The sequence below is a fragment of the Nocardioides sp. AX2bis genome, assembly GCF_902506435.1.
GTDB lineage: Bacteria > Actinomycetota > Actinomycetes > Propionibacteriales > Nocardioidaceae > Nocardioides.
The window spans coordinates 236,643-262,054 of record NZ_LR733215.1; the positions used below are offsets into that span (position 1 = coordinate 236,643).

General features: G+C 73.7%; 25 protein-coding genes and 1 tRNA gene. 11 read left to right on the top strand and 15 right to left on the bottom strand.

Going from position 1 to position 25,412, the window contains the following annotated elements; all coding sequences use genetic code 11:
• Positions 1–2 precede the first annotated feature (2 nt).
• A complete protein-coding gene (locus GV155_RS01170) occupies positions 3–569 on the top strand; it encodes a GrpB family protein (RefSeq protein ID WP_160004496.1) in 567 nt (188 codons plus the stop codon).
• On the opposite strand, the gene GV155_RS01175 is transcribed toward GV155_RS01170, so the two are convergent.
• Positions 535–1,491, bottom strand: coding sequence for an oxidoreductase (locus GV155_RS01175; protein WP_160004498.1), 957 nt, complete (start codon positions 1,489–1,491; stop codon positions 535–537). The two genes, GV155_RS01170 and GV155_RS01175, sit on opposite strands and share 35 nt — an antisense overlap.
• A 5-nt stretch (positions 1,492–1,496) precedes the next feature.
• Positions 1,497–2,153, bottom strand: coding sequence for a LysE/ArgO family amino acid transporter (locus GV155_RS01180; RefSeq protein WP_328820780.1), 657 nt, complete (start codon positions 2,151–2,153; stop codon positions 1,497–1,499).
• An 81-nt stretch (positions 2,154–2,234) separates the two neighbouring features.
• Between GV155_RS01180 and GV155_RS01185 the strand changes: the two genes are divergently transcribed.
• Complete coding sequence (locus tag GV155_RS01185) at positions 2,235–3,113, top strand: ArgP/LysG family DNA-binding transcriptional regulator (protein ID WP_236553808.1); 879 nt, start codon at positions 2,235–2,237, stop codon at positions 3,111–3,113.
• Between the two features lie 12 nt (positions 3,114–3,125).
• Here GV155_RS01185 and GV155_RS01190 read toward each other — a convergent pair whose 3' ends face one another.
• The 3 genes from GV155_RS01190 to GV155_RS01200 all read right to left on the bottom strand — a co-directional run bounded on the left by GV155_RS01190 (position 3,126) and on the right by GV155_RS01200 (position 7,600).
• Positions 3,126–5,414, bottom strand: a complete 2,289-nt coding sequence (locus tag GV155_RS01190) for a putative bifunctional diguanylate cyclase/phosphodiesterase (RefSeq protein WP_160004502.1) — start codon at positions 5,412–5,414, stop codon at positions 3,126–3,128.
• 89 nt (positions 5,415–5,503) lie between these two features.
• Entirely contained in the window at positions 5,504–5,704 is a 201-nt protein-coding gene (locus GV155_RS01195; protein WP_160004504.1) for a DUF6458 family protein, read from the bottom strand.
• 36 nt (positions 5,705–5,740) lie between these two features.
• Positions 5,741–7,600, bottom strand: coding sequence for an acyl-CoA dehydrogenase (locus GV155_RS01200; protein ID WP_160004506.1), 1,860 nt, complete (start codon positions 7,598–7,600; stop codon positions 5,741–5,743).
• A gap of 152 nt (positions 7,601–7,752) precedes the next feature.
• Here GV155_RS01200 and GV155_RS01205 point away from each other — a divergent pair, with 152 nt between their 5' ends.
• Positions 7,753–8,211: an RrF2 family transcriptional regulator gene (locus tag GV155_RS01205; RefSeq protein WP_160004508.1), complete on the top strand. Its 459-nt coding sequence runs from the start codon at positions 7,753–7,755 to the stop codon at positions 8,209–8,211.
• Between the two features lie 43 nt (positions 8,212–8,254).
• On the opposite strand, the gene GV155_RS01210 is transcribed toward GV155_RS01205, so the two are convergent.
• The 4 genes from GV155_RS01210 to GV155_RS01225 all read right to left on the bottom strand — a co-directional run bounded on the left by GV155_RS01210 (position 8,255) and on the right by GV155_RS01225 (position 10,971).
• Complete coding sequence (locus tag GV155_RS01210; protein ID WP_160004510.1) at positions 8,255–9,118, bottom strand: hypothetical protein; 864 nt, start codon at positions 9,116–9,118, stop codon at positions 8,255–8,257.
• 97 nt (positions 9,119–9,215) lie between these two features.
• A complete protein-coding gene (locus GV155_RS01215) occupies positions 9,216–9,857 on the bottom strand; it encodes a DUF2461 domain-containing protein (RefSeq protein WP_160004512.1) in 642 nt (213 codons plus the stop codon).
• Between the two features lie 191 nt (positions 9,858–10,048).
• Positions 10,049–10,124: transfer RNA gene (locus tag GV155_RS01220), tRNA-Gly, on the bottom strand.
• A 49-nt stretch (positions 10,125–10,173) separates the two neighbouring features.
• On the bottom strand, positions 10,174–10,971 hold the full coding sequence (locus tag GV155_RS01225; RefSeq protein ID WP_236553809.1) for an SGNH/GDSL hydrolase family protein: 798 nt from the start codon (positions 10,969–10,971) through the stop codon (positions 10,174–10,176).
• A gap of 103 nt (positions 10,972–11,074) precedes the next feature.
• Here GV155_RS01225 and dcd point away from each other — a divergent pair, with 103 nt between their 5' ends.
• The 6 genes from dcd to GV155_RS01255 all read left to right on the top strand — a co-directional run bounded on the left by dcd (position 11,075) and on the right by GV155_RS01255 (position 16,658).
• Positions 11,075–11,650: a dCTP deaminase gene (gene dcd / locus GV155_RS01230; protein WP_160004516.1), complete on the top strand. Its 576-nt coding sequence runs from the start codon at positions 11,075–11,077 to the stop codon at positions 11,648–11,650.
• 81 nt (positions 11,651–11,731) lie between these two features.
• On the top strand, positions 11,732–12,787 hold the full coding sequence (locus GV155_RS01235) for an ABC transporter substrate-binding protein (protein WP_160004518.1): 1,056 nt from the start codon (positions 11,732–11,734) through the stop codon (positions 12,785–12,787).
• Between the two features lie 25 nt (positions 12,788–12,812).
• Complete coding sequence (locus tag GV155_RS01240) at positions 12,813–13,829, top strand: FecCD family ABC transporter permease (protein WP_160004520.1); 1,017 nt, start codon at positions 12,813–12,815, stop codon at positions 13,827–13,829.
• Positions 13,826–14,884 carry a FecCD family ABC transporter permease gene (locus GV155_RS01245; RefSeq protein ID WP_236553810.1) on the top strand — a complete coding sequence of 353 codons (1,059 nt, stop codon included), beginning with the start codon at positions 13,826–13,828 and terminating at the stop codon, positions 14,882–14,884. The genes GV155_RS01240 and GV155_RS01245 overlap by 4 nt, the downstream gene beginning before the upstream one ends.
• Positions 14,881–15,690, top strand: a complete 810-nt coding sequence (locus GV155_RS01250) for an ABC transporter ATP-binding protein (RefSeq protein ID WP_160004522.1) — start codon at positions 14,881–14,883, stop codon at positions 15,688–15,690. The genes GV155_RS01245 and GV155_RS01250 overlap by 4 nt, the downstream gene beginning before the upstream one ends.
• On the top strand, positions 15,687–16,658 hold the full coding sequence (locus GV155_RS01255; protein WP_160004524.1) for a siderophore-interacting protein: 972 nt from the start codon (positions 15,687–15,689) through the stop codon (positions 16,656–16,658). Before GV155_RS01250 ends, GV155_RS01255 begins: the two co-directional genes overlap by 4 nt.
• Here GV155_RS01255 and GV155_RS01260 read toward each other — a convergent pair.
• Genes GV155_RS01260 through GV155_RS21030 form a run of 3 tightly spaced genes read right to left on the bottom strand, consistent with a single transcriptional unit; the run spans position 16,625 to position 18,040 of the window.
• Positions 16,625–16,774 carry a hypothetical protein gene (locus GV155_RS01260; RefSeq protein WP_160004526.1) on the bottom strand — a complete coding sequence of 50 codons (150 nt, stop codon included), beginning with the start codon at positions 16,772–16,774 and terminating at the stop codon, positions 16,625–16,627. The two genes, GV155_RS01255 and GV155_RS01260, sit on opposite strands and share 34 nt — an antisense overlap.
• Before the next feature lie 49 nt (positions 16,775–16,823).
• Entirely contained in the window at positions 16,824–17,654 is an 831-nt protein-coding gene (locus tag GV155_RS01265) for a DUF4097 family beta strand repeat-containing protein (protein WP_160004528.1), read from the bottom strand.
• 44 nt (positions 17,655–17,698) lie between these two features.
• Positions 17,699–18,040, bottom strand: a complete 342-nt coding sequence (locus tag GV155_RS21030; protein ID WP_160010666.1) for a toxin-antitoxin system HicB family antitoxin — start codon at positions 18,038–18,040, stop codon at positions 17,699–17,701.
• A 163-nt stretch (positions 18,041–18,203) separates the two neighbouring features.
• Here GV155_RS21030 and GV155_RS01275 point away from each other — a divergent pair, with 163 nt between their 5' ends.
• Complete coding sequence (locus GV155_RS01275; RefSeq protein WP_160004530.1) at positions 18,204–19,769, top strand: HNH endonuclease signature motif containing protein; 1,566 nt, start codon at positions 18,204–18,206, stop codon at positions 19,767–19,769.
• Positions 19,770–20,466: 697 nt separating this feature from the next.
• Here GV155_RS01275 and GV155_RS01280 read toward each other — a convergent pair.
• On the bottom strand, positions 20,467–22,026 hold the full coding sequence (locus GV155_RS01280; RefSeq protein WP_160004532.1) for an LVIVD repeat-containing protein: 1,560 nt from the start codon (positions 22,024–22,026) through the stop codon (positions 20,467–20,469).
• Between the two features lie 66 nt (positions 22,027–22,092).
• Here GV155_RS01280 and GV155_RS01285 point away from each other — a divergent pair, with 66 nt between their 5' ends.
• Positions 22,093–22,797, top strand: coding sequence for a DUF305 domain-containing protein (locus GV155_RS01285; protein WP_160004534.1), 705 nt, complete (start codon positions 22,093–22,095; stop codon positions 22,795–22,797).
• Positions 22,798–22,913: 116 nt separating this feature from the next.
• On the opposite strand, the gene GV155_RS01290 is transcribed toward GV155_RS01285, so the two are convergent.
• A complete protein-coding gene (locus GV155_RS01290; RefSeq protein WP_160004536.1) occupies positions 22,914–24,488 on the bottom strand; it encodes a M28 family peptidase in 1,575 nt (524 codons plus the stop codon).
• A gap of 110 nt (positions 24,489–24,598) precedes the next feature.
• Positions 24,599–25,405: an SDR family oxidoreductase gene (locus tag GV155_RS01295; RefSeq protein WP_160004538.1), complete on the bottom strand. Its 807-nt coding sequence runs from the start codon at positions 25,403–25,405 to the stop codon at positions 24,599–24,601.
• Positions 25,406–25,412 lie beyond the last annotated feature (7 nt).

Below are 25,412 nucleotides of genomic sequence, written 5' to 3' on the forward strand. Positions count from 1 at the left end.
GGGTGAGCACACCCCGAACCCCCCGCCGTCCGGACGTCACCACCGTCGAGCTCGTCGGCGGGATCGAGAAGCGCGAGCTCGTCCTCGACGAGTACGACCCCGCGTGGCCCCAGCGCTACGCCGAGCACGAGACGCGCATCTGCACCGCGCTCGGCGTGCACGCCGTCTCCGTCGAGCACGTCGGCTCGACGTCGGTGCCCGGGCTGGCGGCGAAGCCGATCCTCGACGTGCTGGTGACGGTGGAGGACATCACCGCGGAGGAGGACTACCTGGTGCCGCTGATCGACGCGGGGTACCTGCTGCGCGTGCGGGAGCCGGGCCACCGGATGGTCCGCACGCCGGAGCTCGACGTCCACGTGCACGTCCACGAGGTCGGGGACGCCGAGGCGCAGGACAAGGTCCGGTTCCGGGACCGTCTGAGGTCCTCCGAGGAGGACCGCGTGCTCTACGAGCGCACGAAGCGTCGGCTGGTCGCGCAGGACTGGCCCGACATGAACGCCTACGCCGACGCCAAGGGCAACGTCGTCGCCGACGTCATGGCCAGGTCAGCCCCACGGTCCGCTCGCTGAGATCCCACAGCGCCCGCTGCGCCTCCGGGTCCTGCGCTGCGCTGCTGGCCGTGACGACCTGCGGTCGCCCGCGCATCTGACCGGGCCCGTCGGGGCCGCAGTACGTGCCGCCCGGGAGGTCGGCGGTGGCGGCCATCAGGGTCGGCCACGCGCCGGCGGCGACCGGCTGGGCGACCGCGCGGACGGCGGCGTCGTAGACCGTGGAGGCCCGCCCGGCCAGGCCCCCGGCGGCACCGCCGAACTGCCCGTTCGCGGCCAGGTGGGAGCCGGCGAAGCCGGGGTGGGCGGCCAGGGCGCTGATCGGCAGGCCGGCGTCGCGCAGGCGGCGCTCGAGCTCGAAGGTGAACAGCAGGTTGGCCAGCTTGGACTGCGCGTAGGCCTGCCACTTGCGGTAGCGGCCCTGCTGGCGGGGGTCGTCGAGCGGCGCCGATCGGGCGCGGCGGTGCATCAGGGAGGAGACCGTGACCACGCGGGCGTCCTCCGCCGCCACCAGCTGCGGCAGCAGCAGGCCGGTCAGCAGGAACGGACCGAAGTGGTTCGTGGCCATCTGCAGCTCGAGCCCGTCGGGGGTGCGGCGCTCCGGGGTGCCCATCACGCCGGCGTTGTTGACCAGCAGGTGCAGCGGACCCAGGTCGGCGGCCCTGCGGGCGGCCGCACGCACCGACGTCAGGTCGGCGAGGTCGACGACCAGCTGCTCGGGGGCGGGCTGGTCGCCACCCAGCTCGGCGGTGACCGCTCGGGCGGTGGCGTCGAGCTTGTCGGCGTTGCGCCCGGCCAGGACGACGCGCGCGCCGCGCCGGGCCAGCTCGAGCGCGGTGTGGTGGCCCAGGCCGCCGAGGCTGGGTCCGGTGACCACGGCCGTCCGCCCGGCCTGGTCGGGCACGTCGGCGAGGGTCCAGGGGGCGACCGCGGCGGAGCTCATGCCGCTCAGCCTAGGTCGGTCCGGGCGAGGGTCACGGCGAGCAGCAGCATGACGACACCGATCAGGGCGTCGAGGACCTGCCAGGAGCGCGGGCGGGAGAGCAGGCGGTGGGCCCGGTGCGCGCCGTAGCCCAGCCCGACGAACCACACGGCGCTGCCGAGCACCGCGCCCAGCCCGAACCACCACCGCTCGCCGGGCCCCTGCGTGGTGGCCACCGAGCCCAGGAACAGCACGGTGTCGAGGTAGACGTGCGGGTTGAGCCAGGTCAGCGCGAGCGCGGTCAGCACGGCCTTGCGGCGGGTGCCGGCGCCGGACTCGGCGGCGCGGAGCACGTCCGGGCGGGCCGCCCGGCGCAGCGAGAGCAGGCCGAAGACGGCCAGGAACACCACGCCGCCCCACCGCACGGCCTCGAGCAGCCACCCGGCCTGCTGCACCAGCGCGCCCACGCCGGCCACCCCGGCCAGGATCAGGACGGCGTCGGAGGCCAGGCAGATGGCGACGACCGTGCCGACGTGGGCCCGGGCCAGGCCCTGCCGCAGGACGAAGGCGTTCTGGGCGCCGATGGCCACGATCAGGGCGAGGCCGGTGACCATGCCGGTGAGGGCCGCGGTGGCCGCCGCGGTGGCCGGGGCGGTGGCCGGGGCGAGGAGGGAGACGAGCACGGGACCGACGGTAGGTGCGCCGGACCGTTCAGGCCAGCGAAACAATCTTCACGATCATCAGCCGCGCTTATGATCGGTCGGGTGGATCCCGCCCCCGCCCAGCTCGCCGCCCTGGCCGCGATCGTCGACCACGGCACGTTCGAGGCCGCGGCCCGCCACCTGCACGTCACGCCGTCGGCGGTGAGCCAACGGATCCGCTCGCTCGAGCAGGCCGCCGGGCAGGTGCTGGTCCGGCGTACGACGCCCTGCCGCCCGACCGTCGCGGGCGAGGCGCTGGTCCGGCTGGCCCGGCAGACGGCGCTGCTGCGTGCGGAGGCCGCGCAGGTCCTGGCCGGGACCGGTGCGGGCCCGGTGGTGCTGACCGTGGCCGTCAGCGCCGACGCGCTGGCCACCTGGTTCAGGGGGGTCCTGGCCGAGCTGGCCCGTCCTGCGCCGGACGGCTCGGTCGTCGCGCTGCGGCTGCACGTGGAGGACCAGGCGTACTCGGCCGACCTGCTCCGCCGCGGTGACGCGCTCGGTGCGGTGACCTCGGAGCCGGGGGCCGTGCAGGGCTGCTCGAGCGAGCCTCTCGGGGTGCTGCGCTACCACGCCGTGGCAGCGCGCTCCCTCCTCCCGGACGGGCCGGCCCCCGACGCCCCCGCCGGCCTGCCGATGGTGGTCCTCAACGAGCAGGACGACCTGCAGCACGCCGTCCTGCGGGCCCGCGGGCTGCCCGAGCCCCCGGTGGTGCACCGGGTGCCGACCTCGGCCGACTTCGCCGAGGCGGTCCGGCTCGGCCTCGGCTGGGGCATGCTGCCCGAGCCGCAGCTGGCCCCGATGCGGGCCGCGGACGAGGTGGTCGACCTCGGGCCCGACCCGGTCGACGTCGCCCTGCACTGGCAGCGCTGGCGTCTCGACGCGCCCGCCCTGGACCGGTTGAGCGAGGCCGTACGCCGGGCCGCCCGCGCCGGGATGCGGTGACCGGGCCCGTCCTCACCCCGGCAGGGAGGTCGGGGCGCTCGAGCCGGTGTCGAGCCGGCTGATCTCGACGGCGGCGACGACCGCCTCGACCGTCGTCTCCTGCCCGGCAGCCGACCCGGCGGGGTCGGCGCCCCCGGTGCGGGGGACGCCGGCGACCAGGATGGACCGCGCCTCCTCCAGGGCGACCGGGCGCGACCAGAGGAAGCCCTGGGCCATCACCGCGCGGTGCTCGCGCAACCACGTGGCCTGCTGGGCCAGCTCGACGCCCTCGGCCACGGTCTCCAGGCGCAGCGCGTCGCTCATCGCCAGGATGGCCTCGACCAGCGAGGAGGCGTCCTCGGAGCCGCCCAGGCGCTGCACGAACGACCGGTCCACCTTGAGGACGTCCACGGGGAGCACCGCGAGGTTGGACAGCGAGTTGTACCCGGTGCCGAAGTCGTCGATGGCGACCCGGACGCCGAGCCCGCGCAGCGCGGCGAGGGTGGCGACGCCGCGCTCGACGTCGTCGAGGATGACGGTCTCGGTGACCTCCAGCACCAGGCGCTCCGCCGGCAGCCCGCTGGCGGCCAGGGCGTCGACCACGGTGTCGTGGAAGGCCGGGTGGGTCAGCTGCTGCGCGGCGACGTTGACCGCCATGAACAGCGGGCCGCCCTCGCGGTCCAGCGCGGCGCCGGCGCGGCAGGCCTCGGCCAGCACCCAGGCGCCGAGGGGCACCACGAGCCCGGACTGCTCGGCCACCGGGATGAAGTCGTCGGGCATCAGCAGGCCGCGCTCCGGGTGCTGCCACCGCACGAGCGCCTCGAACCCCGTCACGCTCTGGCTCTCGAGCGCCACCGTCGGCTGGAAGTGCAGCAGGAGCTGGCCGCCGGGGATCGCCTCGGCCAGCTCGCCGCGCAGGGCCAGGAGCTCCATCGCCCGCGCGTGCAACGACTCGTCGTAGAGCGCCAGGCACCCCTTGCCCTGAGACTTCGCGTGGTACATCGCCACGTCCGCGTTGCGCATCAGCTCCCGGCTCGTCCGCGCTCCGGTGGCGGTGCCGGCCAGCCCCACGCTGGCCTGGAGCCGGTGCCGTCGGCCGCCCACCACGAACGTCCCGTCGAGGGTCTCGAGCACCAGCCGGGCAGCATCGCCGGCGGCGTCGAGGTCGGTGTCGTCGAGCAGCACGGCGAACTCGTCCCCGCCGAGACGCGCCACCGTGTCCTGCGGGCGGAACGCCGCGCCCATCCGCTGCGCCGCGGCGACCAGGAGCTCGTCGCCGGCCTGGTGGCCCAGGCTGTCGTTGACCACCTTGAAGTCGTCGATGTCGAGGAAGAGCACCGAGAGCTCGCCTCCGACGGACTCCCGACGCTGCAGGGCGTGGTCGAGCCGGTCGGTGAACAGCTGGCGGTTCGCCAGGCCGGTGAGGGCGTCGTGGAAGGCCTGGTGGGTCAGGCTCTCCTCGAGCCTGCGGCGGTCGGTGACGTCGCGCACCGTCAGCACCCAGCCGCCGACGCTGGGCTCCTGGTGCAGGTCCTTGACGGTGGCCTCGAGCACGAGGGGCCGCCCGCCGGCATGGACCGCGCGCAGGGTCAGGAGGTCGTGGTCCTCCTGGCGGGCCAGGGCACGGGCCAGCAGGGGGCGGTCCTCCGCGTCGACGAGGTCGACGAACCGCCTGCCGCGCACCTCCTCGGGCTCGAGGCCGAGCACCTGGAGCGTCGACGGGCTGACGTAGGTCGCGGTGGAGTCGGCGTCCAGGACGGCGACGACGTCGGTGCTGTTGCGCACCAGCGCCTCCAGCCGGCGTTCCCCGCGGGCAGTGACCTCGATGGCGGTCAGGGCCTGCTGGACCGCGCGGTGGCGCCGCGCCAGCCGTCGGAACCAGGTGAACCAGCCGACGCACACCACCACGAACAGGCCGAGCAGGAGCGCCAGCACCGCACGGTCCGCCGCGGCGCGCTGGTCCTCGACCCCCTGGCCCGTCACGTCGAGGGCCTCGCGGAGCGCCGCGGCCGCGCCCGGAGCGCCGGCCACGGCGGCCGGGACAGCGTCGACCACCTCGTCCGCCCCCGGTGCGCCGGAGGCGACGAGCCCGTCCGCCGCGGCCCCCAGCCGAGCAGCGGCCGTCTCGTCCAGCCCGTCCCGCGGGGCCTCGGGCAGCAGTGCCTGGACCCGGGCGAGCGCGACCCGCCGGTCCTCGACCGGGTCGTCGAGGTGGTAGACGCGGACGACGAAGACCAGCTCCGCGGTCAGGACCGCCAGGATCGCCGCCAGCCGCAGGACCCGTGCCACGCGCGTGCCGCGGGCCGGACGGGGGAGTCTCATGGGCTAGACGTCGGCACCGCAGCGGGGCGCCTTGACCGACGACCAGACCGGTGGGCCGGACCGGTGGACCGGACCGGCCGACCCGAGGACTAGCGCCGGTCCGAGGGGTGCCGCTGCGCCTGGCGGCTGGTGACCACGCCGAGCACGATCGCCAGCGCGCCCATCGCCAGGCAGATCCACCCGACGACGTCGGTGCGCACGACGTCCGTCACGGCCTGCGGCATCGCGATCGCGTCCAGCGCGAGGACGGCGCCGACGACCATCAGCACGACACCTGCTCCGAGTCCCATGCGGGGGAGCCTACGACGTCCTCGCGCCGTCGCCGACTAGAAGGCGGCCTCGTCGAGGTCCATGATCGAGGAGTCGGTCGCCTCGGCGATGGCGCGCTCCGCGGTCACCTTGGGCAGGTTGTACTGGCAGAAGAACTGCGCGGCCGCGACCTTGCCCTCGTAGAACGCCTTGTCCCGGCCCGGCTCGCCGTCGAGCTTCTGCAGCGCGACGTCGGCCTGGCGCAGCAGCAGCCAGGCGCAGACGACGTCGCCGAGCACCATCAGCAGGCGGCTGGTGTTGAGGCCCACCTTGTAGATGTTCGACAGCTCGTCGGCGGAGGCCATCAGGTCGTTGATCATGTGGCCGACGATCGCGTTGGCGTCCTCCAGCGCGGTCCCCAGCAGCGCGCGCTCGTTCTTGAGACGCCCGTTGCCGGCCTCGCTGGCCAGGAAGGCCTGGATCTCCTGCGTCAGGTGGCCCACGGCGCGGCCCTGGTCCTTGACGATCTTGCGGAAGAAGAAGTCCTGGCCCTGGATCGCGGTCGTGCCCTCGTAGAGCGTGTCGATCTTGGCGTCGCGGACGTACTGCTCGATCGGGTACTCCTGCAGGAACCCGGAGCCGCCGAAGGTCTGCAGCGACTCGGTCCCGAGCAGGACCCACGAGCGCTCGGAGCCGTACCCCTTGACGATGGGCAGCAGCAGGTCGTTCACGGCGGCGGCCAGCTCGGCGCTCTCGCCCCGGTGCTCGGCCAGCATCACCTCGTCCTGCCAGGTGGCGGTGTAGAGCACCAGCGCGCGCATCGCCTCGGCGAAGGACTTCTGCACCATCAGCGAGCGGCGCACGTCGGGGTGGTGGGTGATCGTGACGCGCGGTGCGGTCTTGTCCGCGGCCCGGGTCAGGTCGGCGCCCTGGACGCGGGTCCTCGCGTAGTCAAGCGCGTTCAGGTAGCCGGTCGACAGGGTCGCGATGGCCTTGGTGCCGACCATCATCCGGGCGTTCTCGATCACCTGGAACATCTGCGCGATGCCCTGGTGGACCTCGCCGAGCAGCCACCCCTTGGCGGGCTCGCCGCCGCCCACCGACGGGTCGCCGAAGGTGACCTCGCAGGTGTTGGAGACCTTGATCCCCATCTTGTGCTCGACGTTCGTGACGTAGACGCCGTTGCGCTCGCCGGTCAGCTCGCCGGTCTCGTGGTCGAAGTGGATCTTGGGCACCAGGAAGAGGCTCAGGCCCTTGGTGCCGGGGCCGCCGACGCCCTCGACGCCGACGGGGCGCGCGAGGACGAGGTGCAGGATGTTCTCCTGCAGGTCGGACTCGGCCGAGGTGATGAACCGCTTGACGCCCTCGATGTTCCAGGAGCCGTCCTCGTTCTGCGTGGCCCGGCTGCGCCCGGCGCCGACGTCGGAGCCCGCGTCGGGCTCGGTCAGCACCATCGTCGCGCCCCAGCGGCGGTCGATCATGTGCTGCGCGATCCGCTGGTCGCGCTCGTTGCCGTTGCGGTGCACCACCGCGGCGAAGCTCGGGCCGGCGGCGTACATCCACACCGGTGCGTTGGCGCCGAGGACCAGCTCGCCCATCGCCCAGTTCAGGCTCGAGGGGGCGGCCTGGCCGCCGAGGGCCTCGGGGACCTGCAGGCGCCAGTACTCCGAGTCCATCCAGGCGTGGTAGCTCTTCGCGAACGAGGCCGGCACCGGTGCGGTGTGGGTGGCGGGGTCGAAGACCGGCGGGGTGCGGTCGCTGTCGACGTACGACGCCGCGAGGTCCTCGCGGGAGAGCCGGTCGACCTCGGCCAGGATCTCGCGGGCGGTGTCGGTGTCGACCTCGGAGAACGGGCCGGTGCCGAGGACGTCGCCGCGGCCGAGGACCTCGAAGAGGTTGAACTCGATGTCGCGCAGGTTGCTGCGGTAGTGGCTCATGTCCGGGGGGCTCCTTGGCGGGTGACGATCGGTGCGGCGGCGATGTTACCGCTCGGTCTACTGACCAGTAACATCATCGTACGGGCGCTTCCCGGGGCCCGCAAGGCAGGTCGCCCGCCCCGCGGGGTCGCTGCGTCTGGGAGACTGGCCGCGTGCGCGTCTCAGCCAAGTCCGACTACGCGCTGCGCGCCCTGGTCGAGATGGCCCGGGCCGACGGCGAGCGGGCGATCAGTGCCGAGGAGCTCGGCCGACGCCAGGAGATCCCCCACGGGTTCCTCCAGGCGATCCTCGCCGACCTCCGCCGGGCCGGGGTCGTGCGCTCCCAGCGCGGCCAGTCGGGCGGGTGGCGCCTGGCGCGCGAGCCCGCCGAGGTCAGCGTGGCCGACGTGATCCGGGCCGTCGACGGCCCGCTGGTCTCCGTCTACGGCCTGCGACCGGAGGGCGTGTCCTACAACGACCACACCGAGGTCCTGCAGCGGGTCTGGATCGCGGCGCGCAGCGCGCTGCGCGAGGTCTTCGAGGACGTCTCGATCGGCGACCTCGCCGCGGGCCGGCTGCCCGAGGCCGTCGAGGCCCGAACGCTGGACCAGGACGCCTGGCAGCCGCACTGACCCCGTCCGGCGCCCCGTCCGGAACCCCGGTGGGAGCCGGGGATCAGGCGACCGAGAACCGGCGGCGCCGCGGACCCTGGTCGGCCTCGTCGAGACGCGCCTCGAGGGTCTCGTTGCGGCGGCTGAGCCGTTCGACGTCGCGACGGGCCTCGGCCAGGGCGCGGGTCGTGCGCAGCAGCGCGCCGTCGAGGTCGGGCGTGGGTGCGGGAGCGGGCGGCAGCAGGTCGGCGAGGTCGCCGCGCACGTCGTGACCGCCGGTGACCACCGCCGTGCGCCAGGTCTCCGCCCGCTCGCGCAGCCGCTGGGTGCCCGCGGCGTCCAGCGGGCGTGCGGCCGGGGCCGGCCCGGGCTCGAGGCCGTCGAGGGACAGCGAGCGGGTGCCGAACCCGACCACCCGGCCCAGCTCCCGCCACGCCGCCTCGCGCCCGGCGTCGCCCGGGGGCACGACGACCACGTGCAGCCGGTCGGGGTCACGCACGGCGCGCTGCCAGCGGCCGACCACCGAGGCGAGGTCGGTGTCGGGGTCGCCCGGCTCGGCCCAGCCGTCGGGCGCGGTGACGGTGACGACGACGTGCAGCTTCAGGCCCGGCAGCTGCGTGGTCAGCAGGTCGATCTCGTCCTCGCCCGCCCCGGCCAGGGCGGTCTGGCTGACCAGCACCGTCGAGCGGCCCTTCAGGGCGCGCCGCGCGATCCCGGACCAGGCGCCCTCGACCTCCTTGCGGCGGTAGCCCCACTCCCGGTGCCGGCGGCGCACCTCGATCGCGGCCCGGAACGACTCCTCGCGGGCCTTGGTCGGCACGAGCACGTCCAGCTCGGCGAGGTTCGTGCGGTGCCGCTGGACGGCGGTGTCGAGGACGTCGCCGACCCCGGGGAGCCCGATGTGCAGGTACGCCTTGCGCTTGGCCATGGCGCCAGCCTCGCCCGGCCGGGTCACGCGGCGGCGAGGGGCGTACGGCGTCGGGACGGCCTGCGGGTGAACACCCGGTGATCCGGGGTGGGCGGCCTCAGGCCAGCGCCCGTTGCACCCAGGTCACCAGCGGCCGCAGCGCCTGCCAGTCGCGTCGCACCAGCGCGCCGATCTCCGGGGTGTGGATGACGGGGTCGAAGCCGTGGTCACGCCCGACCACGATCGTCTTGTGGCGCAGCAGCCCGATCCGCGGGTGGTCGGCCGGGTACCCGCGCGGGGAGGTCTTGAGCTGCTCCCCGCCGACCTCGAAGCCGGCCTTCTCCAGGGTGGTCAGCGTGCGGCGCAGCGCCGGCCCGGTCCGGTCGTCGGCCATCGCCGCCCGCAGCGCCGCGAGCCGCTCGCCGGAGGCCTCGTAGAGGCCGGCGCCGGCGCGTACCCCCCGGGGGCTGAGCTCGACGTACCAGCCCCACGACGGACCGGCCGGGACGAACCCGCCCTGGTGGGTCTTGTAGGGCGTCTTGTCCTTGCTGAAGCGCACGTCGCGGTAGGGACGGAAGACCTTCGCCGGCCGACCCTGGGTGGCGAACTCGGGCGCGAGCTCGTCGATCAGCGCGGTCATCGGGGCCCGCACCGACTCCTCGTAGGTCGCGCGGTGGGCCTCCCAGTAGGACCGGGTGTTGTCCATCTCGAGGTCGTCGTAGAAGTCGAGCGCGGCGACGGGGAAACCGGTGAACGACACGGGCCGAGCCTAGGCCCGGCGCCTGGCCCCCCGTACGGCCCGGGGCGGCAGGGCGGTGATGCCTCGTGTGCGCCACCGCCCTGCCTGTGCGGCGGGATCGGGGGGTATCCCGCCGCGCCTCCACGGTGGCACATCAGAGGGGAGGGGCCCCAGCATCTTTCGGAAAACAGGCCGACGTGGCCCGGAGGACGTGGAGCGGACGACGAGACTCGAACTCGCGACATCGACCTTGGGAAGGTCGCGCTCTACCAACTGAGCTACGTCCGCAGGCGACCGGCGGACCGGTCGCGACCGAGGATAGACGATGGCGGCCGGCTCAGGCCCCGCCGGGGGAGACCGGGCGCCCCAGCGTGGGGTAGCGGGGTGCCAGCCCGTCGCCCGAGGACCGGCCGGTCAGGCGGCGGTGCACCCACGGCAGGGCGGACTCGCGGGTCCAGGCGGCGTTCTCGCGCAGCCGCTGCCGGGCGTCGGGCGCGACCACCGCGCGGGGCGTGGCGGGCGGCAGGTCGTGGGCTACCCCGAGGACGGCCAGCACCTCGGTGGCCATCCGCAGGTGGCCGGCCGGGCCCATGTGCATCCGGTCCTCGTCCCAGAACCCCCAGTCGCGGTACTCCCGCAGCCGCCAGAAGTCGACGATCCCGGCGCCGTGGTGGTCCGCGGCCGCGCGGACCAGCTCGTTGTAGAGCGCGAACCGCCCCCGCACCGCGCGGTAGATCGCCGAGCCGCCCGGGTCGAAGGCGGTGAACACGAGCACCCGGGCGCCGGTCGCGGCCAGCCGCCCGATCGCCTCGTCGTACCGGGCGACCATGGCGTCGAGGTCGACCCGTGGCCGCAGGATGTCGTTGGCGCCGGCGTAGACGGTGACGACGTCGGGCTCCAGCGCCAGCGCGGGTGCGAGCTGCTCGTCGAGGATCCCGTGCAGCTTGCGGCCGCGGATGGCCAGGTTGGCGTACCCGAAGTCGTGCCCGGCCTCGTCGGCCCGTGCCGCGAGGACCTCGGCGACGCGGTCGGCCCAGCCGCGCAGGCCGTTCGGGCGGGCGGGGTCGGGGTCCCCGACGCCCTCGGTGAAGGAGTCGCCCAGGGCGACGAAGCGGCGGTACGCGGCGGTGCTCACGCCCGCATCCTGCCAACACCCCGCCGAGATGACGCTCGCGGACAGCCGAGATGACGCTCGCGGCGCCGCGAGATGACGGTTGCGGCGGCAGTAGGGTGCGGGCGTGCTGCTCAGCGACCGCGACATCCTGGCCGAGATCGACGCGGGCCGGGTGGCGATGGAGCCCTGGGACCCCGAGATGCTCCAGCCGTCGTCGATCGACGTGCGCCTCGACCGCTACTTCCGGGTCTTCGAGAACCACAAGTACCCGCACATCGACCCCGCGGCCGACCAGTCCGACCTGACCCGGATCGTCGAGCCCGACGGGGACGAGGCGTTCATCCTGCACCCCGGGGAGTTCGTGCTCGGGTCGACGTACGAGGTCGTCACGCTGCCCGACGACGTCGCCGCCCGCGTCGAGGGCAAGTCGTCGCTGGGCCGTCTCGGTCTTCTCACCCACGCCACCGCGGGCTTCGTCGACCCGGGCTTCTCCGGCCACGTCACCCTGGAGCTGGCCAACGTGGCGACGCTGCCGATCAAGCTCTACCCCGGCATGAAGATCGGCCAGTTCTGCTTCTTCCGGCTCTCGTCGGCCTCCGAGCACCCGTACGGCTCCGCGCGCTACGGCTCGCGCTACCAGGGCCAGCGCGGCCCGACGCCCTCGCGGTCGTTCCAGGGCTTCCACCGCACCCCGATCTGAGACCTGGGTCACCCGGACCGCTCGGCCGGACAGAGTTAGGTTAGCCTTACCTCGGTATCCGACGAACCGAGGAGCTCGACCGTGCGCCCACTGCACCGCCTGACCGGCCTGGCCGCCGCCACCCTGGCGCTGACCACCCTGACCGCCTGCAGCACCGGCCCCTCCGACGAGGCCGCGACCGAGGCGGTCGAGCCGACCAGCGAGGTCGACGCCGACGCCTTCCCGGTCACCATCGAGCACGCCCTGGGCGAGGTCACGATCGAGGAGGAGCCGACCCGTGTCGTCTCCGTCGGCTACGCCGAGGCCGACTTCCCGCTGTCGCTCGGCGTGGTCCCGGTCGGCGCCGCCAAGATCACCTACGCCGGCAACGAGAACGACTCCTCGGACTTCTTCGACGAGGCCCTGGCCGAGATCGACGGCGCCGAGCAGCCCGTCCGCCTCGACGAGACCGACGGCGTGCCGGTCGACAAGATCGTGCGCCTCGAGCCCGACCTGGTCACCGCGACCGCCTCGGGCATGACCCAGGAGGAGTACGACCAGCTCACCGAGGCCGGCATCCCCGTCGTGGCCTACCCCGAGGCGCCCTACACGACCACCTGGCAGCAGTCCCTCGACCTCGTCGGGCAGGCCCTGGGCCGCAGCGAGCTGGCCGACCAGGTCGAGGCCGAGACGGAGGAGCTGTTCGCCGCCACGGCCGAGGAGCACCCCCAGCTCGAGGGCGCCTCGTTCGTCTTCGGCGGCCCGAACGCCGGCGACAACTCCTCCTTCTACGTCTACACGCCCGAGGACAACCGGCCGCGGCTGCTCGCCGAGCTGGGCATGGTCAACACCGAGTTCGTCGAGGAGAACAGCGAGGAGGGCCAGTTCCTCTTCAACGTCTCCTCCGAGCGGGCCGCCGAGCTGGACGCGGACGTGTTCCTCACCTACGCCACCTCCGAGCAGGAGGTCGAGGACCTGGCCAGCAACCCGCTGACCCGCCAGATCCCCGCCATCGCCGACAACCGCTGGTACGCCGCGGTCGACCTGACCGAGGCCATCGGTTTCTCCGCCCCGTCGCCGCTGTCGCTGCCCTCGGCGCTCGAGGACTACGTGCCGAACGTCGCCGCGGCCGTCGAGGGCGACGGCTCCGGGTCCTGACCCGGCCACCCACGAGGACGAGACGATGGCGCTGAGCACACCGGAGGTCCTGGACCGGCCGCGGGCGCGCCCCGCGGCCGGTCCGGCGCGGGCCGCCGCGGTGCTGCTCGCGGTGCTGCTGGTCGTCGCGGTCGGCTCGGTCCTGGTGGGCTCCCGCGCGGTCTCCCCGCTGGCGCTGCTCGAGGCCGGTCCGGACCGGGTCGTGCTCGAGTCCCGGGCGGTCCGCACCGTGCTCGGGGTGCTCGTCGGCATGGCCCTCGGGCTCGCCGGCGCCGCGATGCAGGGCCTGACCCGCAACCCGCTGGCCGATCCCGGCATCCTCGGCGTCAACGCCGGCGCCGCGCTGGCGATCGTGCTCGGCATCGTCTACCTCGGCGTCGGGGGGCTGCAGGCGTACATGCTGCTCGCGTTCCTCGGGGCCGCGGTCGCCTCGGTCCTGGTGCACGCCATCGCCGGCCTCGGCCGGGACGGCGCCACCCCGGCCACGCTGACCGTCGCCGGCGCCGCCTTCGCCGCGGCCGCGAGCAGCTGGACGGTCGCGGTGCAGATGGTCGACCAGACCACGCTGGACGTGATGCGACGCTGGCAGGTCGGCTCCCTCGGCGGCCGCGACTGGGACACGGTCGGCACGGTCGCGCCGGTGCTGCTGGCCGGCATCGCGCTGGCGCTGCTGCTGAGCCGTACGCTCAACTCCCTCGCGCTCGGCGACGACCTCGCCCGGGGCCTGGGCCGCCACACCGGCCGCGACCGGGTCCTGGTCGGCGTCGCGATCGTGCTCCTCGCCGGCACCGCCACCGCCGTGGCCGGCCCGATCGCCTTCGTCGGCCTCGTCGTACCGCACCTCGTCCGGGTCGTCACCGGCTCCGACCACCGCCTCCTGCTGCCGCTCTCGGCGGGGTACGGCGCGGTGCTGGTGCTGCTGGCCGACACCGTCGGTCGTGTGGTGCTCCCGCCGGGCGAGGTCCAGGTCGGCATCATGACCGCCGTCGTCGGCGTGCCCGTCTTCCTGCTGCTCGTGCGGCGCGGACGGATGGGCCTGTGAGCACCCCGACCCTGCGCGCGGCCGTGCCCGTGCGGACGTCCTCCCGCCCCGACCTGCGGGTGGCCACCCGCCGTCCACGCCGCCGCCGGCGGCTGGTGATCGGCGGGCTGCTGGTCGCCCTGGTCGCCGCGTTCGCGGTCCGGGTGCTGCTCGGCGACTACACCGTGACCGCGCCCGACTTCGTCCGGATCGTGCTCGGCGAGCAGATCCCGGTCGCGACCTTCATCGTGATGGAGTCCAAGCTGCCGCGGGCCGTGCTGGCCCTGCTGGTGGGGCTGGCCCTCGGCAGCGCCGGGTCGCTGTTCCAGACCCTGCTCCGCAACCCGCTGGCCAGCCCCGACGTGATCGGGGTCAGCATGGGCGCCAGCGCGGCCGGGGTGCTGGCCCTGCTCGTCCTCGGCCTGCGCGACGGCGCCGTCTCGGTCTTCGCCGTGGTCGGCGCGGTCGTGGTCTCGGTCGTGGTGCGGTGGGTGGCCGGCACCACCGGCGGCTACCGCCTGGTGCTGGTCGGCGTCGGGATGGCGGCGGCGATGGTCTCGGTGGTGCAGTACCTCTTCGCCCGCTCGGCCACCTACGACGTGCAGCTGGCGCTGCGGTGGCTGGTCGGCAGCGTCAACAACGTGCCCTGGTCGACGATCGGGGCGCTGGCCGCGGCCCTCGCCGTGCTGCTGCCCCTGCTGGTCTGGCTGTCCCGGGCGCTGCCGGTGCTCGAGCTGGGCGACGACGCCGCCGCCGGGCTCGGCGTGGGCCGGCACCGCACCGACGTCCTGCTGCTGGTCGGCGTGCTGCTGACCTCGGTGGCCGTGGCCGCCGCGGGCCCGGTGTCGTTCGTGGCCTTCATGGCCGGGCCGATCGCCCGGTCCCTGCTCGGCGGGCGGCACAGCCTGCTGGGCGGCGCCCTGGTGGGGGCCGTGCTGATGCTGCTCGCCGACTACGCGGCGGCGTACCTGGTCCCCGGCGTGGTGCTCCCCGTCGGGGTGGTGACGGGGGCGGTCGGAGGACCGTTCCTGCTGTGGCTGCTGGCGCGCGGCGCCGCAGGAGGGAGAGTGCGATGAGCAGGCTGCGCACCGAGGCCGTGAGCCTGGGGTACGGCGACCGCACCGTGGTCCGCGAGGTCACCCTCGAGGTCCTCGACGGGCAGGTGACCGTCGTGGTCGGCCCGAACGCCTGCGGGAAGTCGACCCTGCTGCGGGGCCTGGCCCGGCTGGTCCGGGCCCGCGGTGGCAGCGTGCTGCTCGACGGCGAGGTGATCCACCGCCGCCCGACCAAGGAGGTCGCCAAGGTCCTGGGTCTGCTGCCCCAGAACCCGGTCGCCCCCGACGGCGTGACCGTCGCCGACCTCGTCGGCCGCGGCCGACACCCCCACCAGGGCATCTTCGCCCGCTGGGGCGCCGAGGACCGGGCGGCGGTCGAGGAGGCGATGGTCCTCACCGACACCGCCGGCCTCGCCGACCGCGTCGTCGACGAGCTCTCCGGGGGGCAGCGCCAGCGGGTCTGGATCGCGATGGCCCTGGCGCAGGGCACCGACCTGCTCCTGCTCGACGAGCCGACGACCTACCTCGACGTCGCGCACCAGGTCGAGATGCTGGACCTGCTCGCCGAGCTCAACGCCCGCTCCGGCACCACCATCGTGATGGTGCTCCACGACCTCAACCTCGCGGCCCGCTACGGCCACCGGCTCGTGGCGATGCGCGACGGCGTCGTGCTGGCCGAGGGCACCCCGGCCGAGGTGGTGACCTCGGCGACCGTGCGGGAGGTCTTCGGCCTCGACAACACCGTGATCACCGACCCGGTCTCCGGCACCCCGCTGGTGGTGCCCATCGGGCGCACCCACGCCCCCGTCCCCCAGGAGGACGCATGACGACCGACCCCGACCTCGACCCCGACCCCGACCTCGGACTCCCGCTCGTGCTCGGGGAGGTCGAGGTGGTCGCCGTGGAGCGGCTGTCGCCGTCCTTCGTCCGCGTCGAGCTCGGCGCACCGTGCCTGGCCGAGATGGGGGTCGACGGCAGCTGGCTCGACCAGCGGTTCAAGGTGATCTTCCCGTGCGACGACGGCTCGTTGCCGCAGCTGCCGATGGCCGGCCTCGACTGGTGGGAGGCGTGGCAGGCGCTGCCCGAGGAGGAGCGCGGCAGCATGCGCACCTACACCGTCCGCGACGTGGTCGGGGTCGGCGAGCACCGCCGGCTGGTCGTCGACATCGTCCTCCACGACCCCGTGGCCGGGGAGCCGGACGGGCCGGGCAACCGGTGGGCGACCGCCGCGAGCGAGGGCGACCGGCTGCTGGTGCTGGTCCCGCGTCGCGGGCACGAGTTCGGCGGGCGCGAGTTCGCGCCGGCGCCGACCGACCGGGTGCTCCTGGTCGCCGACGAGACGGCCGTGCCGGCGGTGGCCGGGATCCTGCGCGACCTGGGACCGGAGGCGGCCGGGTGCGCGCTGCTCGAGGTGCCGACCTCCGCCGACGTGCAGGCCCTCGAGGCTCCGGCCGGGGTGGAGGTGCACTGGCTCCCGCGGGACGGGGCGCCGCGTGGCGACCTGCTGCACGCGGCCACGGTCGCCCGTCTGGGGGTCGACCCCCGGGAGCTGCCCGAGGTCGACGACGAGGAGGTCGACCCGAACGTGTGGGAGACGCCGGTCTACTCCTCCTCGGGGGAGCAGATCGCGCCCGACCCTGGGGTGGACGTCCGCGACGGCCTGTACGCCTGGATCGCGGGGGAGTCGAAGGTGGTGACCGGCCTGCGCCGGCACCTGGTGCGCGAGCGCGGGGTCGACCGTCGACAGGTGGCGTTCATGGGCTACTGGCGCGAGGGCGTGTCGATGCGGGGCTGACCGCGTCTGCGGCGGGTGGTCCCGGGGACGCCGGGGCGGGCGTACCGCGTGGCGGTGGTGCGGTCGGCCGAGCGCTGACGCGCCTCGACCTCGGCGAGCGGACGGAACTCGTGCACGGGGGTCTCCTTCGTGGGGCGGACAGGGGTGCGTCGGTGCGTCGTGGGGTCAGGCGTCGACGAGGTGCACGTCGCCGCTCACGGTGCTGACCCGCAGGGTCAGGTGGGGGCGGTCGTCGGTGGGCTCGCCGCGCGGGGAGGTGTCGGCGCGGACCGAGCCGGTGACGCTGGTGATGTCGGTCCACACGGGGAGGTCCGTCGGGATGGCTACCTGCACGTCGGTCGAGGCGCCGCGCAGGCTGATCGTGCAGGGCGCGGCCCGGTCGACGACGACGTCGCCACTCCCGCTGGTCATCATGACGTCGCCGTGGTGGCGGGCCACGTGCAGGTCGCCGGACCCGGTCTTGACCGCGAGGTCGCCCTGTACCTCGCCGAGCCGGACGTCCCCGGAGCCCGTGGACACCGCGACGGCCGCCGAGGCGTGCTCGACGACCACGTCGCCACTCCCGCTCTTGACCTGCAGCTCGCCCTGGACGCGGTCGAGGCGGACGTCGCCGGAGCCGGTCTCGACCAGGGTCGCCCCCGTGAGGGTGTCGACCGTCAGGTCCCCGCTCCCGCTGCGCAGGGAGCCTGCGCCGTACGAGCCCGCGGCCCGCAGGTCGGCGGTGCCGAGCCGCACGTCCAGGTCGCTGCCGGTGGGGAGCACGACGTCGACGTCGACCTCGACGTCGCGCTCGACGAAGCCGCGGTGCTGGGGCGCGGTCACCGACAGCACCCCGTCGTGGAGGTCGACCACGACGTCGCCGGCGTGCTGGCCGGCCACGCGGACCGACGTGCTGACGGTGTCCTCGGCCGTGACGGTCAGGCTGCCGCGGCCCAGGCGGGCACGGAGCCTGACGGGGGCGGTGGTGTCGAAGGCGTGGTCTCGGGCGGCGGTCATGGGGGCTCCTCGGGCTCGGTCTCGGGTGGGGTGGCCGGTGGTGGTCAGAGCCAGCCGGTCGTACGGCGGCCGGCACGGCGGCCGAACGGGTCGAACCCGCCGGCCAGCGGGCGGCTGGACAGGTCGACGTCGACCCGGGCGGCTCCGTCGCGGGTGGCGTCCCGGACGACGGTGACCAGCCAGGTGTTCAAGGACTGCCCGGCCCCGGCCGCGGCCTCCTCGGCCTTGTTCTTGAGGTGCTCGGGCAGCCGGAGCGTGATCCGGGCGACGCCGCCGTCCTCGTCGGACTCCGGCGGGGCGGGGGGCGCGAGACCAGGACCGGCGGTCGAGGAGCGAGCGCAGCGAGCATCACGAGACCAGGACCGGCGGTCGAGGAGCGAGCGCAGCGAGCATCACGAGACCAGGACCGGCGGTCGAGGAGCGAGCGCAGCGAGCGTCACGAGACCAGGACCGGTGGTCGAGGAGCGAGCGCAGCGAGCGTCACGAGACCCCTCCACAAGGGACATAGGTCCACTGACGATCGAACGCATGTTCGACTACACTAGATCCATGACCACCACCCCAGACCAAAGCACCGGGCCCGACCCGATGCTCGACGTCGACGTGCAGGTGGAGGCCGTCATGTCCCCGGACCCCTCGTTCCTCGACTGGGTCCACGAGCTCGACAACCGCCGCGAAGCCACCAGGGCCGACGCACTCGCAGTCGTGAAGAACGCACGTGCAGTCCGCGCTGCCGCAGAGGTCGCGGTCCTGCAGTCGATCGTGGAGTGGTGCGTGATCAACGAAGCACTCCGCGACGACGAGGCCATGTGGATCGCCGGCTACGGCGACCACGGCCTGTCCCTCGGCGGTGCCGGGTGCCCCCTGGTCCGCGAGTCCGCGGTCATCGAGATCTCCGCCGTCTTAGGCGTCTCCACCCGCTCCGGTGCCGACCAGATCGCGATCACCCTCGAGCTCCGCTACCGGCTCCCACTGTTGTGGGAACGCGTCATCTCCGGGGCCTGCCCGGTCTGGCGGGCCCGGCTCGTCGCGGAAAAGACCATGGCCCTGTGCGAGGACGGCGCCGCGGAGGTCGACCGCCTCGTCGCTCCGTTCGCCCACTCCATCTCTTATGCCCAGCTGTGCCGCCTGACCGACGAGGCGCTCTTGCGGTGGGACCCCGCCGCGGCGGAGGAGAAGCGGAAGGCTGCCGCCGACGGCAGGTACTGCCGCATCGGACTCTCGCAGCATGTCGACGGCACCGTGCAGCTCGACGCCGGACTCGACCTCGCCGACGCCCTGGCCCTCGAAGCAGCGGTCCGGGACCGGGCGAAGGCCTACGTCGACGACGGATCGACCGAGTCCCTCGACGTTCGCCGCTCGATGGCCCTCGGCTCCCTCGCCCTCGGCGAGCAGACCCTGCCCACCGACAACACCGACACCGGGAAGACACCCACGGCGCCGGCGGGGCCGGTGGGGCCGGCCCTGGTGTTGTTCGCTCACATCCCCGGCGGGGTGTTCAACCCGCTCTTCCAGGCGGGCGCCGGCTCCGTCAATGACGCCCTGGTGTCGCGGTTGGACAACCGGCACCCCGCCAAGGGCCCGATCACCACCGCGCAGGTCCGCGAGTGGGCGCGGACCGCGGCGAGCATCACGATCCGGCCGGTCCTGGACCTGGCCGAGACGATCCACTGCGACTCCTACGAGTGCTCCGACCGCCTCAAGGAACAGACCCAGCTGCGCGACACCACCTGCGTCTTCCCGTGGTGCACCAACCCCGCAGTCTTCACCGACATGGAGCACGTGATCCCGTACCCCGAAGGGCCCACCCAGACCGGGAACGTCGCCCCCGCCTGCCGCACCCACCACCGCGCCAAGACCCACATGGGCTGGGACTACGACGTCCTCGGCCCCGGGCTGTACCTGTGGACCAGTCCCCAAGGCGAGCGGTACCTGAGGTCCCACGCCGGGACCCACCCCATCGACCAGCTCCCGCCCGGGCCACCACCCGAACCCCTGCCCGAAGAACCGGACTCGACCCCGTACCCGGACCCGTCACCCCCGGCCGCAGACAACCCAGACGACCCCGACCAACCCGACGAATCACCACCCCGCAACACCACCCCACCCTTCTGACCCACTAACACTCAGCCGCAGCCATACCGCCGGACCGGGCACGCCCACCGGCGATACCGGCACGCCCGGACCTCCCCCGGCCACCGCGGCCCACCCGCTGCCGCGACCGGTCTCGTGACGCTCGCTTCGCTCGCTCCTCGACCACCGAGGGCTGACCTCCGCTTCTCGACCGCCGAAGGCTGGCCTCCGCTCGTCGACCACCGGGAGCGCCGGTACCGGCGCCCCCGCGCCCTCGGGCTCTCGACTCGCGATCCGGTGCCACCTGCTGACACCGGATCGCAACCCGACCGCCCCCGCCGGCCCGGGTCACCGGCTGCCGTGGTCGATGTGATCTGCACTCATCGGGTGCACGCAGATCGCACATCGACTCACCGCGACTGGTCTCGTGACGCTCGCTAGCGCTCGCTCCTCGACCACCGGGCCGCCGGCGCTCGGTCGTCGACCACGGGATCAACCCGCCCGGGCGCAGACCCCCGCACGTCGACCTGACCGTTTCACGCACCAGGTGCGTGAAAGTCACAGGTCGAGGTCTCGTGACGCTCGCTGCCGCTCGCTCCTCGACCCCCGGGGCCACCGCTCTCCTCGACCACCGGGGCCAGTTCCCGCTCCTCGACCACCGGGCCTGCACCCGGGCCCAGACGCACCGCGGCCGCGACCCCCGTGGGGGCCGCGGCCGCGGTGAGGAGGCTGGGTCAGGTCAGCCGTTGAAGCTGGGCTGCGACTGCGGGTTGAACCCGCCCTTGGGCTGGCGCGCGAGGGGGGTCAGGCGCGGGTCCTCGATCTTCAGCACGTCCAGGCCCTGCTGGATGTCGTTGCTGTAGATGTGGCCGCGGTACCAGTAGGCCGACCAGGAGCCACCGAGCACGAGACGGGCGTCCGAGATGGGGCCACGGTCGAACCAGCCGATCTCCTTGGGCTTGGCGGCGTTGGTGAAGTCCCAGACCGAGATGCCGCCCTGGTACCAGGCCTGCACCATGACGTCCTTGCCCTTGACCGGGATCAGCGAGCCGTTGTGGGCCACGCAGTTCTCGTTCTCGGAGTTGGTGCGCGGGATCTTGTAGTAGCTGCCGAAGTTCAGCTGGCCGCGCTTGCCGATCGAGTAGATCGCGTCGGCGCCCTTGGTCGGGCCCACGTCCGGGTTGCAGGTCGCCGCGCCGCCGCCGCCGAGCTCGTCGGTGAAGACGACCTTGGTGCCGGCGTTGTTGAAGGTCGCGGAGTGCCAGAACGCGAAGTTCTTGCGGTCGCGGACCGTCTCGGTCACCACCGGGTTGGCCCGGTCCGAGATGTCCATCAGCACGCCGTCACCCATGCAGGCGCCGGCCGCGATGTCCTTGCTCGGGTACGCGGTGATGTCGTGGCAGCCGCTCGTCGTGGAGGAGTAGTTGCCGGTCGGGTTGCCACCCTCGGGGAAGATCTTCGGCTCGCTGATCAGCTGCGCGCCCTCGGGGAACGCGCGGGTGATCTTGACGACGCTGATCTTGTCGTGCGGACGGCGGCAGTCCGGGAAGACGTTCTGCGGGCCGTAGGACGACACGTAGACGTAGACCTGCTTGCCGTTGTCGCTCGGCGCGAGGGTGTGGGTGTGCGACCCGCAGGCGGTCTCGACCGACGAGACGAACGCGGGAGCAGTCGGGTCGCTGATGTCGAAGACCCGGATGCCCTCCCAGCTCTTCTGGTCCTCCGCGGACTGGGGCAGCGAGGTGCAGGTGTCGTTGCTGCGGCTCGAGTCCACGCTCAGCACGAGCAGGTCGCCCGAGACCGAGATGTCGTTCTGCGAGCCCGCGCAGACGACCTGCGCGACCTGGACCGGGTCGGCCGGCGTACTGATGTCGTAGACGGTGAAGCCCTCGTAGTTGCCGGCGAAGGCGTACTTGCCCCGGAAGGCGAGGTCGGAGTTGTAGGCGGTCTCCGCGGCGAACGCACCCTGCTTGGGCACGTTGGCGATGAGCTCCATGTTGGCGCTCATGTCCATCTCGCCGGACGGGATCTCGGCCTGTGCGGCCGCCGAGTCGCCCGCGACGTCGCAGCCGACGCCGAAGCGGTCGGCCGCGCTGTTGAGCTGGCGGGCGAGCGCCGGCGGGCAGAAGCCGGCCGTCGAGCTGGCCGCGGCGGCGGCGTCCTCCTCGGCCGAGGCCGAGGTGAGGGCGGCGGGGACGGTCGCGGCGACGACGGCCGTGAGGAGCGCGCCGGCGAGCAGGGGGCGGCGAAGCGATGATCGCGAGGGGTGCTGAGGGTGCAGTGAGCGGTCCCGAGACACGAGGCACCGAACCTTTCCGAGAGAGTGGTGCTCTGATGGGTGGGTATGTCGTACCGTGCCCGGGAGATGAATGTAAAGACTCGGGTCCGCATTTCCTCGCTCGCCGCACTGGCCGTCGTGGCCGTCGCCGGGCTCTCCGGCTGCGCCTCCGACAGCGGGGGTGACGCCGGTACGCCGCGCGCCGCACCGTCCGCGTCGACCCCGCCGAGCCCCTCCGAGGGCGTCGTCCTCCAGCCCGGAGGGCCCGGTGAGCCGAACGCCACCGGCGACGCGGTGCAGCAGCAGGCACCCCAGCCGTGGAACGCCGAGGACGCGACCTTCGTGCAGATGATGGTCCCGCACCACAGCCAGGCCCTCGAGATGGCGGCGCTGGCGCGCACCCGCGCCGAGGACCCCGGGGTCCGGGCACTGGCGGACCGGATCGGGGCGGCGCAGCTGCCCGAGATCCGGCTGATGTCGGCGTGGATGACCGAGCAGGGCCTCGCCCCCGAGGACATGGGTGGGATGGACGGCATGGACATGTCGTCGATGGCCGGCATGGAGGGCATGCTCAGCCCCGAGCAGATGGACACCCTCGCCGCGGCGCAGGGCGCGCGCTTCGACCGCCTCTTCCTGCGCGGGATGATCGCCCACCACGAGGGCGCGGTGACGATGGCCGACGACGTCACCGTGGCCGGCAGCGCCCTCCAGGTCTCCGAGCTGGCCCTCGACGTGTCATCCGGCCAGTCCGCCGAGGTCGACCGGATGCGCGACCTGCTCCGCACCCTCTGACACCGCACCCTCTGACACCGGAACCCCTGACACCGCACGACGGGGAACGGCCCCGGGACCGTGGTCCCGGGGCCGTCCTGTCGTGCGTGCTGCGGTTGCTGCGCAGGCCTGCCGCGTCAGCGGCGGGCGGCGTCGCTGCGCGGCGTGAACGGGCGCGAGGTGCGCTCGTAGTCCGCGTTCAGCGCCTTCGTGCTGGTGCCGTAGCGCGCCGTGGCGTCGGCCATGGCGTTGGTGAACTGGTTGATCGCGCGCATGTTGACGTTGCTGATGTCGTCGCAGGCCTGGTGGTAGCAGGCGTCGTACGCCTCGCCGGCCGTGCCGCCGAACAGGGCCGCCTCCTCGTCGGTCTTGACGCCCTCGGCGCCGCTGAACAGACCACCGGCGGGGATGCCCTCGGCGATGAACGGCCCGTAGTCGCTACGACCGTTGAACTCGGTCGGGGCGGAGGCCAGGTCCTTGCCGCGGAAGTGCTTGCGGAAGGTCTTCTCGATGGCCGCGGAGCCGGCCGGGCCCTCGGGACCGCCGGTCGAGCCGTCGCCGTCGTAGACGAAGCGCGCGAAGTTCGGCGAGCCGATCATGTCGAAGTTGAGGTACATCCGGATGTCGGCGAGCGCGCCCGGGTTGTCGGCCTTCAGGTCGCTGACGTAGTGGTCGGAGCCGAACAGGCCCTGCTCCTCGGCGCCCCACCAGGCGAAGCGCACGGTGTTGCGGAAGTAGCCGCGCTCGGCGGCGGCCTCGGCCAGCTCCAGCAGGCCGGCGGAGCCGGAGCCGTTGTCGTTGATGCCGGCCCCCTCGGCCACGCTGTCGAGGTGCGCGCCGGCCATGACGACGTTGCCGCCGTTGCCGTACGGCGTCTCGGCGACGACGTTCCAGGTGCGGGCGCTCTCGGAGACCGCGTCGACCGCGACCCGGGCCACGGTGCCGTCGTCGGCCAGGTCGAGCCCGGTGGCGTAGCTGGCGCCGACGGCCGGGATGTAGTCGCCCGGCCCGCCGAGGGTGCCGTTGAGGACGCCGTCCTCGCCCTCGGTGCCGCGGTTGAAGATGATCGCGGCGGCCGCGCCGGCCTCGCCGGCGTTGGTGACCTTGTCGACGAACCCGCAGGTCCCGCGCTGCATCAGGGCGATGGAGCCCGCGGGGAAGCCCGCGAAGTCGGCGTCCTCGCAGCCGCTGGTCGAGGTCGCGCTGGGGCTCAGGTCGGTGTCGACCACGACGACCTCGGCGGTGACGTCGCCCGAGCCGGCGTACTCCATGACCGCGAAGTCCTCGTCGCCGACGTAGGTCGTGGGATCGGGCAAGACCTGCTCGAGCTCGCTCGGGGCGTTCTCCCGGAACACGTCGACGGTGAACGGCTGCACCTGCGGGCGGTAGCCCGCGTCGCGCAGCCGGTCCACGACGTAGTCCTTGCTGGCCTGGTAGCCGGGGGTGCCGGTCGAGCGGTTGCCGCCGTTGGCGTCGGAGATGGCCTGCAGGCGCAGCAGGTGCTCACGCACGCCCTGCGGCTTGGTGGCGCGCTGCAGCTGGCGCGACAGCTGGTCGGCGGACGGCCCGAGGGCCACCGACCTGTCGCTCTTCTTCTCGGCGGCCGAGGCCGTACCGGTGCCGGTGGTGCCGACCGCGGTGACGCCCAGGGCCAGACCGAGGGCCAGGCCGCCGGCACCGAGCCGGCGACGGGGGGTGAGACGTGAGGACACGATGGTGCTCCCAAGAGGTTCCAGGCCCCGAGCCGATCGGCGGGGCGGTTGCCGCAGAGTAGGGCGCGCCGCCGACACAGGCAACGGTTCTGGGTCCTCCGTCCCGAAGGTCAGTGGCCGCCGCCGAGGCGCTGGTTGACGACCCGGGTCAGCCAGCCCGGCGAGAACCGCGAGCCGAGCGACAGCGCCCGGGTCTGCAGGCCGACCGGGAAGTGGACCTGGTGGATGGCCGCACGCGGGCGGCTGGGGTGGACCGCGGCCCACACGGCGTCGGCGACCTCCTGCGGGCCGAGGCGGATCCCCAGCGAGGAGGTCGTCCCGGTCTTCAGCGTCGTGGTCATCGCGGTCTGCACGAACAGCGGCCACATCGCCACGACCCGCACCCCGTGCCGGCCCCACTCCAGGTCGAGGGCCTCGGTGAGCCCGCGGACGTAGAACTTGGTGGCGCTGTAGTTGGCGAGCTCGGGCTGGCCGTAGATCGCGGAGGCCGAGGCCATGTTGACCACGGTCGCCCGGCCGTGGGCAGCCGCGGTGGTGCGCAGGTGCTCGTACCCGGCGTGGCAGCCGTTCAGCACGCCGCCGACGTTGATGTCGACCTCGCGGCGGTGCCGCTCGACGTCCTGGTCGGCGAACCAGCCGCCGACCAGGACCCCGGCGTTGTTCACCAGCACGTCGAGCCGACCGGTCTCGCCGACCAGCGCGTCGACCGCCCCGGCGAAGGCGCCGGCGTCGGTGACGTCGAGCCGGCCCGTACGCACGGTGCCGCCGAGCCCCTCGACCTCGGTCGCCAGCGTGGCCAGGCCGGCCTCGTCGACGTCGTAGGCACCGACCGTCCAGCCCTGCCGGGCGAAGGTGAGGGCGATGGCGCGGCCGATGCCGGCGGCGGCGCCGGTGACCAGGACGGTGGATTGGCTCATGGAGAGG